This window comes from Leptospira inadai serovar Lyme str. 10, from assembly GCF_000243675.2.
Lineage (GTDB): Bacteria > Spirochaetota > Leptospiria > Leptospirales > Leptospiraceae > Leptospira_B > Leptospira_B inadai.
In genome coordinates this window covers 490451-503786 of the sequence record NZ_AHMM02000017.1, presented here as the reverse complement: position 1 = coordinate 503786, position 13336 = coordinate 490451, and the positions used below count along the sequence as shown (strand labels likewise).

Here is a 13336-nt window from a genome sequence, read left to right as displayed (position 1 = left end):
ATTAGACCTCGATCATTCGGTTTAAGTAAGGATTCTTGGGGTTTATGAAGGTTGATTTAACCCGTTACGTCTTTTAAGTCCAACTTTCTAAGGCGAGGGGCAACGGTTGCGACAAAGCCCACGGTGACTAGAGTCATCAATCCTCCGAAGACGACCGAAGGCGCTAACCCCATCCACTTTGCCATTACTCCGGATTCGAAAGCGCCTATTTCATTCGAGGAGCCGATAAAGATACTATTTACTGCGGAAACCCGACCTCGCATATGTTCAGGGGTATATAATTGCACGATCGTTTGTCGGATAACGACGCTGACCATATCGAAGGCACCGCTCGCTATCAAAGCGAATGCGGACAGGTAGAAGTTGCGAGAAAAAGCGAAAAGAATCATGCTAAGGCCGAATCCGAATACGCAGGCGAGCAACAGCTTGCCTGAATCTTTTTTAGGCGGCTTGGCCGCTATGAATAACGCGCATAAAACCGCTCCGGCTGCGGGAGACATTCTTAATATCCCGTATCCTTCCGGGCCTAGCGAAAGAATCTTTTCCGCAAACGCAGGCAGCAATGCGACAGCACCTCCGAAAAGAACCGCGAATAAATCCAAAGAGATTGCGCCTAAGATAACCTGATGTCCGAATACGAATTTCCATCCGGAAGCTAAACTAACTAGGATGGATTCCTTGGGCCCGCTTTCAGGCAGAGGCTTGGACGGAATGAAGAGTAAAAGACCGAAGGCAAGAATCATCAAACTCATATCCGTAAAGTATGCCAATTCGATTCCACTGAATCCGATCAGTAATCCTCCTAAGAAAGGACCGAGTACGGAGGAAGCCTGCCAAGCGATACCTCCCCAAGTTGCCGCGTTAGGAAACACTTCCTTGGGTACGAGTTGAGTTTGGAAAGCAGCTACGCTCGGGCTTAAAAATCCTCTCGCGATTCCGGATAGAAAAATTACCGAATAAATCGGAACGCTTCCGTAGCTCAGAATGATCCAGGAAAAATACGAAGTCGTGAATGAATAGAGGAGGATGGAGCATAAAGTCAATAAGGCCAGGGAGGAAACGATCACTTTTTTGCGGGGAACGCTATCGACCACAAGTCCGGAAAAGAAAGCGATGAAGATGGAGGGAATCGCTTCCGTCAATCCGATCAGGCCTAGACTTAACGCGTCACCCGTGATCTTGTAGATCTGCCAAAATACGATCGTGGATTGAAGAATAAAGGATGTGGTGATTAGAAATTTTGCGAGGATGAAGTTTCGAAATTCCGGAATTAGGAGGGACTCGAAGGGAGTTCTGGAAAAGAATTTTTTTTTCATGAAGCGGTCCGTTTTATTTTTTTAAAGGGTATTTGAGGAAAAACATTCCGAGCGCCGCGACCATCATGCCATGGTGAAGTATGTTTTGTTCCACGAGCGAAGGAACTCCATCCAAAGGATATTCGAAGAATTCTATCTGTTCGCTCTCATCCAGGTCCTGCCCGCCCTCGTGAGGGTATACGTTCCTCGCGATATACGTGTGGCACCAGTTATCGAAAATGGCCGGGTTTCCGGAGACCTTTCCCAAATACTCCCAGTCCGAGGAGATATATCCGGTTTCTTCCCGCAACTCTGCCTGTGCGGATTCGAGTAGACTCTCCTTCTCCGCGATTCCGCCCGGAATTTCCAGGGAATATCGATCTAAACCGTGCCTGTACTGATTGATCAAAAGAATTTTTCCCTCTGGGGTCAGTGCGATGATGTTTACCCAATCCTTCGAGATCAGATGGAAGAAATCCCGAGCGACAGTTCCGTCCGGCGATTCCGTATGACAGGCGACTAAATCGAAGATGGGTGTATGAAACAGAAGTTTTTTGGCTCCTCGTTTCCAGAGGTTTGCATCGGGGTGGTAGTCGTCAGGTCGGAATTCGTGCATCGGATCGGCGTTTCTTCCAAGATATTCACACCCCGTCTGATTCGCAAACCTTTGCCTGTACGAGGTTGACAAGAAGTGAAATCTGCGAATTATGTCCCATGATTCCATGAAGCTGAACCCAGAACAGGAAAAAGCGGTGCAAACCGTTCACGGTCCTCTACTTATTTTCGCCGGTGCAGGATCCGGTAAGACCAGAGTGATATCGAATCGGATTTCTCATATGGTCCAGGACCATCATATTCCCGCTTCCAAGATCGTCGCTCTGTCCTTTACGAATAAGAGTGCGAAAGAAATGGCGGAACGAGTTCGGAAATTGGTTCCCCGCAATTTACTGAAAGGAATCGTTTTATCCACCTTCCACTCGTTGGGGCTGGGAATTCTAAAAAAGCATATCGAAAAATTAGGTTATAAGCAACCGTTCCTTCTACTCAACCAAGCGGACCAGGAAGGCTTGATTACCGGTATGCTCGTCGCTCAAAAAATAGAGCCGAAGCGAGCACAGGTAAGCGAGATTCTCGGAAAGATTTCCCGAGTCAAAAACTCGGGACCGGAATATCTGGAATTCCTTCGCACTTCGATTAACGAAGGCGATTTAACGGCATCGTCTCTTTTCCAGCAATACCAAGATTCTTTGAAAGAGCAAAACTGCATCGACTTCGACGATTTAATCCTTTTACCGTCCAGGCTATTGGTCGATTTCGAGGAAGTTAGGGAAGAATATCATAAAAAGTTCCAGTATTTCATGGTCGACGAGTTTCAAGATACGAACCGAACCCAATACGAATTCCTGCGCGCTTTGATGGGGACTTCCGATAACCTCTGCGTAGTCGGAGATGACGATCAATCCATATACGCGTTTCGCGGATCCGACGTTAGTCTTATTCTCGGTTTCGAAAAGGATTTTCCAACCGCGACCGTGATTCGCCTTCTTGAGAATTATCGATCCACCGATGTTATCGTGTCCGCCGCGAATTCCTTAATTCGTCATAACTCTTCCCGCCGAGAGAAGGAACTTTATTCCAGAGTTCCGGGTGCTAGGAAGGTAAAATATGTGGAACGGATCGACGAAAAGGACGAAGCGGAATGGGTAGCCGATAGTATTCGGGAAGAAATCATCAAAGAAGCTCGAAAGGGAAGCCAGGTCGCGATTCTGTTCCGAACCAATTTTCAATCCCGTCCTTTCGAAGAAGTCTTCAGGGCCAGAGACATGCCTTACAAAGTGGTCGGCGGTTATAATTTCTTCGATAGGAAAGAGGTTCGGGATTTAATTTCTTATATCCGTTTGATCGCCAATCAAAAGGATGATGCGTCCCTCTTACGCATTATCAACTACCCGAAACGTGGGATCGGCCCGGGCTCGATTTCACTGGTGCACGAAAAGGCTGGGCATACTAAGGAGTCGTTGTACGAAACCTTGTTTCGTGTTTGCGAGTCTCCGGATTTTATTCCCGATTTGAATCGAAAGGTCGCTTCCGAGATCTATAACTTCGTTAATCTGATAGAGAAGGCTAAGAAAAAATTTTCTTCCTCGCCCCGACTCTTTTTCGCCTTGCGCGAGTTAATCGCGGATTTGGCTCTGGAAAAGGAAATCATTTTGGAGGAGAAAGAGGAGAAAGTCGCGAAAGCTAGGATCTATAATATGTCGGAACTTGTGAATATGTTGGCTTTTTTCGAGGAAAATAACGAATCCGGCGAAAAACCGACCCTTTTTGACTTTATTAACCGACTTGCGATGCTTATGGAGGACGCGCCTAACGATGAGAAAGAGGATAACAGGGTCCAGTTATTAACCATCCACCAATCCAAGGGGCTGGAATTCGAGTCGGTGTATGTCGTAGGCTTGGAGGAGGGAATTTTGCCGAACGGTAGGATTGCCACCGAAGAAAATGCCGTGGATGAGGAACGCAGGTTGATGTATGTGGCGATGACTCGAGCCAAAGCTCATTTATGCTTGACAGGGGCCGCAAATCGCCGCAAATTTGGGGAGCAACTGAGTTCGGAACCGTCTCGGTTCCTAAAAGAGATCGACTCCGACACCCTAGATTGGCTCTCCAATGAGGAGACTAGGCAACAGGAGACGGATGACTTTCTCCAAGAACTTGAAAAATTGAAAACGGGATGAGAAAATGAATAAATATCTCACGATATTGATACTCGGAAACCTAGCTCTCTTTTCCTGCGCAACGGCACAAAGAGATACCACGGTTTCGGCTAATTTGGAGTCCCAGGTTAGAGCCGAGATAAAAATCATAGACGCCCAACTGCAAACGACCAGCCCAGAAGACAAAAAAAGGTCGGAACTCCTTCTTCAAAAATCAAAACTTTTATTGAAAATCGAATCCTTTAAGGAAGCTTCCCTTGTTTTAAAGGAACTCCAAAATTCCAAGGAAGGAAAAAACCTTCTGCATCTGGATCATTATCTAGGTTCAGCGTATTTGGGAATTAACGATTACGGTAATGCGATCGTTCACTTCCGCAAATCCGATAATATCGATAGGGACTTTGAATCGGCCAATCGTAAAAAAATGTGGGCAAAAGCCTATTTCGAAGACGAAAAATACGGTCAGGCTCTAGGAATTCTAGGTCGTGCGGCTCGGGACAAGAATTTTGAGAAAGACTTGTTCTATTACGAAACTGTTGTCGTTAGTTTCTATCGGATTAAGGAATACAAAAGATGCCAGATGGTTCTGGAAGAAGGATTGCAGAAATTTCCAGAGAGCGCCGTACTAAGGGAGACCTCGGAAAAAATCGCGCAACTCCTTCCGCGATAATTCGACTTTCCTTTCCGCTCCCTAAAAACTCTTTCATTGCAAGGGACCGAATCGAAGTTAAGATTCCGGTTCCCATTCTACTATATAAGTACTGCCGCGCGTTTTTCATTCGAGCAAAGCGAACGATGGAGCGTCCTTCGTTTCGGAGGATATCCGTATCCGCGATTATTATTCTTCTAGTTCTGGCGGCGGCGAAAGAAGGCGCGGAATGGTATTTTGTTCGGCGCGTCCTGGATCTGCGTGCAGTTAAGGAACTTTCCCGGAACTTTATAAACGAAGAATTGGGTAGGGCGGTCGCCCTCGGCGTCGTGGAATACGAATTTCCGAATCACGTCTTCATCGAAGATCTAAAGATTTCCAGCGACGAGGACTTTGCGGCCCAACATCTCATCTTTAAGGCCAACAAAATCGAATTAATTTTGCGCGGTCTTTGGAAAGGAACTCCCTCGGTGAGAGCCATTCGGATTCGGGACGCGCAAATCTCTTTGGATCTGGAGGATAAAATCTCGGGTGAAATTCTAGGATATATCCACAAAGTGAATATTCCCGAGATTCGATTGGAAAATACGACCGTGTCGATTTCCAAAGGAGAAAAAAAGCTATTAGAAGAAGTTCGAGGAGTCGATTTTCTGATTCGCAAAGAAGGATCGAAAATCAGCGTGGGAATTTCGGATTCGGTTTTTCCTTGGCCCGGTCTACGTTACGTTAACGGAACGTTCGTCACGGATATCGGCTCGAAAGGGATGTCCCTTTCATTAGATTTTAGGAATGCTAGAGCGAGTGCAATCGGAGGTTTGTATTCTGAATTTTCGCCTTTCTTTCCGCAAAGCGGCAAAATTTCGGGTAAAGCGGTACTTGAGACGGATGGAACTCGTTTAAACGTGAGCGGGAAAACGGAATTTTCGGGGGTAACCGGAGAGGTCCTTCAGGATTTACCTCTTCGCGAAGAACCCTGGCTTTGGAAGAACGTTGATCTGGATCACGAATGGGCGCGCTCATCCCAGGAACTAACCTATAAAGAATACCATCGAATCCACGATGGGAACGATTTCTTGGAACTCGCGAGAGATAGAACGGATAAGGGTCTACGTTCTTGGAATTTAAAATTGGAAGTGGCGGATATGGATCGCCTTCGGGATTTTCTACCTCTAAGCGGACAATTAGAATCCTTCGGAGGCGGAGTAAAATTGTTCTGGAGAGGTATGGAAACAGGCAATTTCGGAGATTGGTTGAAATTCGAGAGCAACTTGATAGTTAGAAACTTCAGATGGAAGGATGGAGATTTGGATCTGAAGATCGACGAAGGAAAACTCCAGTGGAATCTTGCCGGAATATTCGAAGCCAGTTTGAAAGGTTCCCAATTCGGGTTCCCGCTAACCGCAAAAGCGAAAGGAAAGACGGCATTTAAGAAGGCTTTTAAGGGCGACGGTTCGGCGTACTACCCTTTGCAGGGAGAATATAATCTCGAGTTGGATACCGAGTCACTGGTATTGGAAGATTACTTAACCTGGTACCGAAGTTTAAGACAGATGGTCCGAGAAGATGTTCGAACTCGGATGGAAAAATTGATTCCTGAAATCCGCTTTGTTCGTACGCCCGTCTTTAAATATTTTTTGGAATTTCCTACCGGCAATCTAACGGCGCATTCGAAGCAGGTTCGCTTGCAAAAAAGTCTCCCTAATATGGGCGAATTATCGCTGAATGTTAAGTTAATTCCGTATCAATCCAGATTGGAAGGGAAACTCATCGGTGTGGCGGAGGCGAAAATTAGCTCTTATTTTACGTACGGGAACGAAAGTCCGTATTTTAATTTCGATTTCGAAGCCGTTCAACTCCCTTGGAAAATTCCGGCGTTTCGATTTTGCGGAAAAGATTTAATTTCCGATACCGTCACCGGAAAAGGGAATATTCGATTCTTTGGAAATAATTTTCTGGATTTTTACGATCATTTCAATTTTAGTTTGCAGGAAGTTCGGCTCGAGGGATTACGCTGGACGGGAGCCGCCAACTTTCCTTTACCGCTTCAGCCGGGTTTTGAAATGGAATTCGATTACAGCGACCCGGGTAACCCGCCTCTGCGCAATCTTTCCTGGAAATCGGGAAATTTTAACGCGACTGCGGCAGTTTATGTGGAACCCTCCGCTTTGCGCTATTCCGTCACCGGGAGTTCCCAATCGATATCTTCCGATTCGTTTATCCCGGCAGTTTCGACTCCGTTCTTTACGAAGTTTCGTGAAACGAAAGATGCCTGTGTTTTAGAGTAAGACTATTACAAAAAAGTAATGAATATCTACGGACAGTTATTGTTTCTCTTTTAGAAAATGCACGATCGCTTTTGCGGCATTTCGCGAACTCGGATCGTCTCCTAACGATTGTTTGACGGAGGAGATTTCTTCTATCATCGAATTTCTATATTTCTTATTCTTTAGGATCGCGAGGGCTTCCTCGCGAGCGACTTCGGGAGTACATTCCGCCTGAATCAGTTCTCTCACGGTTTCCCTTCCTGAAAGGATGTTAATTAATCCTATAAACTGAGTTCTTATAAACCGGGAAGCGATTACGTAAGTTAAGAAACTGACTTTATAGAGGATGATCATGGGTTTTTCAAAATAAACGACTTCTAACGTGGCGGTGCCCGATGCTACAAGAACCAAATCCGCCGCCTCGATTGCACGCAGGGATCTATCGAAAAAATATTCGATATTCAATCCCGGAAGCTGAGCTTGGGCTTGTTCGATGGATCTTTGGATATACTCTTCTTCTCTAATATTTATATTAGGAAGAAGGAATCGAACGTGTTTTTTTTCGGCCTCTAGATCCGAGTGCAGCAGTTTTGCTGTTTGCATTAGAGTTCCTAAAATACGCCTAATCTCTCCGCTTCGAGACCCGGGCATTAACGTTATGATAAACGAAGAATGCGGACGATCTTCTCCCGTTTTCGGAATCGGGAGCTCCTTCTTGATTTTTTCCTTTATCCGTTGGGCAATCGGATGACCGACGAAAACGCTACGAACCTCGTATTTATCGTATAATTCTTTTTCAAACGGAAATAGAACCAACATTAAGTCCACATTTTCCTTTATGGTAAATATCCGATCGAATTTCCAGGCCCATAGTTGCGGAGAAACGTAAAAGATTATTTTGATACCGAGAGCTTTTAACCGCTTCGCTAACCGTAGATTAAATCCCGGATAATCGACTAACACGGCGTGAGTGCAGGAACGCGCTACCGCTTCCTCCACGATTCGTTCCATAAGGGCTCTCAGAAATTTATACTTGAATAGAACGGCGGTAAAACCGATCACCGAGAGTTCCTCCATATTTTCGATGGAGTCGAATCCTTCCTCGATCATGCGGGGACCACCTACGCCAAAGTAAGGAGAATCCGGGTACGTCTTCTTCAATTCCTTGATGAGTTCTCCTCCGAGTAGATCGCCGGAATGCTCTCCGGCCAGAAAAAGAAATACGGGAGAGGAACTTTCGGTCCATTCTCGAACGTCCTGTTTGTTCTTTTCGGGACCTTTTTTAGGCTTTTGGGACGTTTTTTTGGGTGCGATTGATTTTCGAGAGGTTACCACGGCCGATACTCAAGATATGTATTTTCAATTTTTCGGCAAGGCGAATAAATTCCTTCGGATCGACCACGATGGTTTCTCCTTCTCGAAGAGAAAGGATACCGCAATGATTGTCCTTCATCGTCTTTAGGGTTTCCAGGCCCACTGTCGGGAGATCGAATCTATCATCTTGACTCGGTTTGGAACTTTTACAGACGACGGCCTTATCCTTCTTTGCGAACGATCCGCCTCGCTCAATGGCCTTATCCGTTCCTTCCACCGCCTCCACCGCGAGCACCGATTTATCCAAAACGATAACGGTCTGACCGATATCCAGATTGGCGATTTTTTCGGCGTACTCCATTCCGAATTCCACATCCGCGAGCTGCTTTTTGTCCAAAGGCTTTTTAGTATATCGACCTTCCGGCAAAAGCAGAGACTGTAGATACGTTTTCTGAGACAGGATTTTTATTCCTTCTTGTTCGAAATCTTCGGCTATCGTTTTAAAAATGGAGTAGTCGTGTTTGTTTACCATTCTCGCCAAGAGAGCGATCGCCTTTAAATCGAAATTCAAGCTTTTAAAAATGATCTCCTTTTTTACTTTCCCTAAAAGTAAAAGGCGGTCGATTTTGTTGGCTTTACAGGATTTTAAAAGACCGCCTATTTTTGCGATATGAATGGGGATGACTCGATCCGGATAATTTCCCGGCTTAAAGTCGGATTCGGCAATGGATAAAAAAAGCGGGTCTTCGCCTGCGGCTAACGCCTCTCTCATTCCGATTTCAGGAAGATTGCCTCCTCCTGCCAAGATTCCTAAACGTCCCAAGATTATTTGGAGGAAGAGTCGGATGGAGCCGCGGTAGAGGAGCCGCTATCGGAAGAAGATTTATCGGAGGAAGATCCGGGAGACTTATTGTCGGTCACGTAAAAACCGGAGCCTTTGAATATGATTCCGCCTCCGTTTGAAATTAGCCGATCTACTTTTCCGTTCTTACAAAGAATGCAATCCTTTAAAGGCTCGTCCTTCATCGATTGAAAGAATTCGAAAGTTTGACCGCAGTTTCTGCATCTATATTCGTAAGTAGGCATTTTGTTTTTCTTTCTCCTTTTGCGATATTTGCTCTTAGAGCTGAAACTTAAATCGAAATGCTGCTAAATTTGAATCCGAACGCTTTTCCGGCTGGAGAAGGCAAAGCTTATATCTGGTTTCCTCTCCGGGCGAAAATTCTTCCTCCGGACGGATTCCTTGTAATACAATATTTTCCCCGACGAGAAGGGAGGCAAGTGCATTGCTTCCGGATTCGGTCGGCGAAATCGCGAGTTGGAATCGACGTTTGCTAGAAGCGTTTCCGGTGATGTATTTATTTCGATTGATCGAGACGCTTTCGCTATCAAGATCGATTTGAAACGCTAGGCTCCAGCTTCCCGGTTGTCCGGAATATAATCTAAACAACGGAACGCTATCCTCTCCACTTAGACTTGCCGTTAGAAACTCCAAGGATCGAAACGGTTCTTCCACTAATCTACAAATCTCTTTATATTTTCCGTTTTGAGAGCGATACAGTACGATTCCATAATCGCCGTCTAACGCGATCTTTTCGGTTTTAATATAATCTCCGTGAAATCCGGGAGGAGGTCGTTCCGGCTCCCAAAAAGCGAAGTCCCAGGCTTGGCTTTTCTCTGACTCCGAGAATCCGATCAGCATCGACTCGGCTTTTTCGGAAGGAAACGGATCTTCCTCGGTAAAGGAGGAAAAAACCCATCCTAGTGCGGATAATTCCGGAACAAAAACTTGTAGCCAATTTCCCCTTTTTCCGCCGATCGTTTCCGAACGTGGGTCCTTATCCAGGACAAAGAGGGAAACCCCCTTTTTTAATCTTGTTCGACCCGGATTTTCGGTTCCTGGACCGGTTCTAAGATTCGTATTTTCTCCGGTGTTTTTAAGTCTTCCGCCGAAGAACGAGGACTCTTCTCGAGTACTCAAAAAACCTAATCTTTCTTCCAGATTTTTTTTATCCGATTCCGAAAGGATAGTTTCCCTCTTTAATGCTTTACGAAGTACTAATGAATATTTCGGACCGAGCCGGATCGGATTGCTTTTGGAGAATTCCTTTAGAAGTTTGAGAAAGTTCGTTTCTTCTTCCCAATCCGAAGCGGTTTCTAAACGGTAAGCGACGGCCTTTTGGCGGAGAAAGCTACCGGGAGATAATTGGGAAAGAAAGACGTCCTCGAAAACCGGAAAGACGGCGTCGCCGGATACGAGAAACGGAATTTTATACGCCGCAGAAAATCGGGAGGCTTCCCGAGTCTGTTCGGAGGGTTCCGATTTTTTTAATTCGGCATTAAAGGAAACTAATGATTGTGAAGCGTAGAATAAATCGTACGGGGAAGGATCGGTCAAGGAACGAACGGATTTAACGACCTTTTCCCATCTCCCTTTTTTGAAATTTTCGTAGATCGTATCGGACGGTTTGGGCCAAAATCTCCAGGCCAGAACGACGAATAAAACTAGGATCGCTATTCCGAAAAGAGAAAGGAAAAATCCACGTTTCAAAAGTGAACTTAATCTCCCGCTTTATTCTATGTTGGGAAGCAGTTTATCCACACTCAAATCGAAGCGCTCTAAGAGCGTATTCTTTGCGATATAATAGCGCATTAAATCGATATTAAAATTCACCTTCGCCTGAGTTAGACTAAGTTGATCCTGAACTAAGGTATCCAAAGCGTTCTTTACGGCCACTGCGTCGGCTCTACCTTGCCGAAAACTACGGAGAACTCCGTTATAATAGCTCTGGGTCTCGCGCTCCGTAACGATCGAATTTTTGTATATTCGATAACTCGCTTCTAACGAATCGATTCTTCCTCGGACATCATCCCGAACCTGATTCTTGATGTCCTGCTCGGCGAGAACGGCCTGGCGAACTCCGATTTCGGAATCCCGTCTTCCCGCATACACTCCTTTATCGAATAAAGGATAAGAAAAAGCTAATTTACTTTGATAATCCTTGTATTTGAAGGAACTCACTCCGTCCGCAGGATCGCTATAATTCTTTTGCGGGGAGGCGAGAGTCTGAGCCTGCGAAGCCGCCGTCCCGGATAGAGTCAGACTCGGAAGCTGGTTATCTTTCGCGTTCTTTAGCAGAACTTCGGCGATCTCTTTTTGTTTAATTGCATTTAAGTAATCCGCTCTTTTTTGGTAAGCGATCACCAAGTCTTTAGCGTAATCCGGTTTTTCGGGAATTTCTTCCAGCAAATCCGTTTCCTCGGAAAGCTCGGTTCCATCATCCAATTTAAGTTCGCGCGCCAGTTTTCGCTTGGATTCGTCTTTCTGAACGATCGCCGTTTCTAGTTGGCTGTCCGCTTGGGCGAGTAAGGAATTCCATTGGTTGACTTCGAAGCCTTCGGACAAACCGAGGCCCTGCTTGCGCATCGTTAGGTTACGGATGTCTTTTACGTTTTCCTGAAGTTTTCTGTACGTTTTTAACGAATGCAGTTTGATCGAATAGTCCCAGAAATCGAGTAGAGAGTCCACGATTGCTTGAGAAATTTGTTGTGAAACTTGGTTCTTGGCTATCTGCGTCTGCTTATCTAAAATTTTCTCTTCGTTTCGACCTTGATAACCGAAGGCGTTTTTCATAAGATCTTGACTAAATGTTAAGCGAAGAAAGCCCGTATATAACGGCGGAAGTCCTAAGCCCGAGAAACTTGCGGTAAAAGGGTTGCTTTTATCCTCGAAAGCGTTCGAGTCGAATCGTCTGTTTCCCGCTTCGATTTTGAAATATGTACCGGTCGCCCGTATCGTCTTTTCAATCCCTCCCTTAATCGTATCGTCGGAGATCTTGTTACCGGTAAAGACGTTGTTTTGGTTGAAGGGTAATACCGTTTGGTTGAAGCTTCCGTCCGCTACGATTTTCCAGGAATACTTCGATTCCGCTTTTAAATAATCGGAGTCCGATTTTACCAACTGATAGCGGAGGTTTTGGAGATTAAAATTGCTTTCCAAGGCACGTTTGACGGTTTCCTCCGTCGTTAATTTGAGTTGCTTGGTGCCGGATTGGGCCAGCAAGCCGAATTGGGACACAACTAGGATGGCCCCCCAGGCAAACGCTTTCATCGTGGAAATGGTTGAAAATCGCTTCGATTGTTCCTGGTAGTCGTTCATGATAAACCTCCTATTTGTATCCCATTTTAGACCGGTTTTAGCCGATCGCCTTCTTCATTTTTTCACCGACTTCGGCGATTGATTGACAAACATGGATACCCGCATCGCTCATAGCCTTCATTTTTGAGGAAGCAGTTCCCATTCCCCCGCTGATAATGGCGCCTGCATGACCCATTCTCTTACCGGGAGGTGCGGTTTGTCCCGCAATAAAACCCACGACCGGTTTTTTTACATTTTGCTTAATGTATTCGGCCGCTTCTTCTTCGGAAGTTCCGCCGATTTCGCCGATCATGACGATTCCTTTTGTTTCGGAATCCTCGTTTAAGAGTTTGACCGCTTCGGTATGGTTCATTCCCGGAACAGGGTCCCCCCCGATACCGATTACCGTGGATTGTCCCAAATTCTGTTGGCTTAGCTGTGCCACGGATTCGTAGGTTAGGGTTCCTGAGCGGGAAACGATTCCGATAGAACCTGCTTGGTGGATAAATCCGGGCATAATACCCATTTTTACATGGTATTTTGGAGAAATAATCCCGGGACAATTCGGGCCGATCAAGCGCGTTTTTGAGCTTCTGAGGGCGCTGTACACCTTGAGCATATCGTGAGTCGGAATCCCTTCGGTGATGCAAACCACCAATGGAATTTCATTGAAAATTCCTTCCAGGATCGCATCCGCTGCAAAGGGAGGCGGAACGAATATGATAGAAGCGTTTGCTCCTTCCTGCAGAATTGCGTCTTTTAGGCTGTTAAAAACCGGAACTGCCTTACCGACTAGATCCGCTTTTTGTCCGCCTTTTCCCGGTGTTACTCCGCCGACTACGTTGGTTCCGTATTCGATCATTTGCTGAGCGTGAAAGGACCCCTCTTTTCCGGTGATCCCTTGGACTACCACTCTGGTGTTGCTATCTACTAATACTGCCATGTTTGTTTAAGTATAC

11 protein-coding genes are annotated in these 13336 nt (G+C 45.7%); 3 read left to right on the top strand and 8 right to left on the bottom strand.

Translation table 11 applies throughout. The annotated features are described in order from the left end of the window. Positions 1-56: 56 nt before the first annotated feature. On the bottom strand, positions 57-1316 hold the full coding sequence (locus tag LEP1GSC047_RS11690; protein WP_010413600.1) for an MFS transporter: 1260 nt from the start codon (positions 1314-1316) through the stop codon (positions 57-59). Positions 1317-1329: 13 nt separating this feature from the next. Next, on the bottom strand, positions 1330-1911 hold the full coding sequence (locus LEP1GSC047_RS11685) for an NUDIX hydrolase (RefSeq protein WP_010413602.1): 582 nt from the start codon (positions 1909-1911) through the stop codon (positions 1330-1332). Positions 1912-2017: 106 nt separating this feature from the next. On the opposite strand from LEP1GSC047_RS11685, the gene LEP1GSC047_RS11680 reads away from it, so the two are divergent. From LEP1GSC047_RS11680 to LEP1GSC047_RS11670, 3 genes are all read left to right on the top strand, one after another. Further along, positions 2018-4033 carry an ATP-dependent helicase gene (locus LEP1GSC047_RS11680; protein WP_010413604.1) on the top strand — a complete coding sequence of 672 codons (2016 nt, stop codon included), beginning with the start codon at positions 2018-2020 and terminating at the stop codon, positions 4031-4033. A 4-nt stretch (positions 4034-4037) separates the two neighbouring features. Beyond that, positions 4038-4682, top strand: coding sequence for a tetratricopeptide repeat protein (locus LEP1GSC047_RS11675; protein WP_010413606.1), 645 nt, complete (start codon positions 4038-4040; stop codon positions 4680-4682). Positions 4683-4807: 125 nt separating this feature from the next. Beyond that, complete coding sequence (locus LEP1GSC047_RS11670; protein ID WP_010413608.1) at positions 4808-6946, top strand: LIC_12586 family protein; 2139 nt, start codon at positions 4808-4810, stop codon at positions 6944-6946. A 36-nt stretch (positions 6947-6982) separates the two neighbouring features. On the opposite strand, the gene lpxB is transcribed toward LEP1GSC047_RS11670, so the two are convergent. From lpxB to sucD, 6 genes are all read right to left on the bottom strand, one after another. After that, complete coding sequence (lpxB, locus tag LEP1GSC047_RS11665) at positions 6983-8260, bottom strand: lipid-A-disaccharide synthase (RefSeq protein ID WP_068872743.1); 1278 nt, start codon at positions 8258-8260, stop codon at positions 6983-6985. Further along, positions 8208-9062, bottom strand: a complete 855-nt coding sequence (locus LEP1GSC047_RS11660; RefSeq protein WP_020988765.1) for an LpxI family protein — start codon at positions 9060-9062, stop codon at positions 8208-8210. Before LEP1GSC047_RS11660 ends, lpxB begins: the two co-directional genes overlap by 53 nt. Before the next feature lie 2 nt (positions 9063-9064). Beyond that, positions 9065-9325: an FmdB family zinc ribbon protein gene (locus tag LEP1GSC047_RS11655; RefSeq protein WP_010413611.1), complete on the bottom strand. Its 261-nt coding sequence runs from the start codon at positions 9323-9325 to the stop codon at positions 9065-9067. Between the two features lie 34 nt (positions 9326-9359). Beyond that, positions 9360-10790: an SH3 domain-containing protein gene (locus LEP1GSC047_RS11650; RefSeq protein ID WP_010413613.1), complete on the bottom strand. Its 1431-nt coding sequence runs from the start codon at positions 10788-10790 to the stop codon at positions 9360-9362. A gap of 21 nt (positions 10791-10811) precedes the next feature. Further along, the gene (locus LEP1GSC047_RS11645) at positions 10812-12350 is read right to left on the bottom strand and encodes a TolC family protein (RefSeq protein ID WP_238325578.1); all 1539 of its coding nucleotides are present in this window, start codon (positions 12348-12350) and stop codon (positions 10812-10814) included. 85 nt (positions 12351-12435) lie between these two features. Further along, a complete protein-coding gene (sucD, locus tag LEP1GSC047_RS11640) occupies positions 12436-13320 on the bottom strand; it encodes a succinate--CoA ligase subunit alpha (protein WP_010413617.1) in 885 nt (294 codons plus the stop codon). Between the last annotated feature and the right edge of the window lie 16 nt (positions 13321-13336).

Excerpts from the sequence above, each read along its gene's own strand:
- LEP1GSC047_RS11690 (WP_010413600.1), bottom strand. The coding sequence starts at position 1,316 with ATGAAAAAAAAATTCTTTTCCAGAACTCCCTTCGAGTCCCTCCTAATT.
- LEP1GSC047_RS11685 (WP_010413602.1), bottom strand. The coding sequence starts at position 1,911 with ATGCACGAATTCCGACCTGACGACTACCACCCCGATGCAAACCTCTGG.
- LEP1GSC047_RS11680 (WP_010413604.1), top strand. The coding sequence starts at position 2,018 with ATGAAGCTGAACCCAGAACAGGAAAAAGCGGTGCAAACCGTTCACGGT.
- LEP1GSC047_RS11675 (WP_010413606.1), top strand. The coding sequence starts at position 4,038 with ATGAATAAATATCTCACGATATTGATACTCGGAAACCTAGCTCTCTTT.
- LEP1GSC047_RS11670 (WP_010413608.1), top strand. The coding sequence starts at position 4,808 with ATGGAGCGTCCTTCGTTTCGGAGGATATCCGTATCCGCGATTATTATT.
- LEP1GSC047_RS11655 (WP_010413611.1), bottom strand. The coding sequence starts at position 9,325 with ATGCCTACTTACGAATATAGATGCAGAAACTGCGGTCAAACTTTCGAA.
- LEP1GSC047_RS11645 (WP_238325578.1), bottom strand. The coding sequence starts at position 12,350 with ATGAAAGCGTTTGCCTGGGGGGCCATCCTAGTTGTGTCCCAATTCGGC.
- sucD (WP_010413617.1), bottom strand. The coding sequence starts at position 13,320 with ATGGCAGTATTAGTAGATAGCAACACCAGAGTGGTAGTCCAAGGGATC.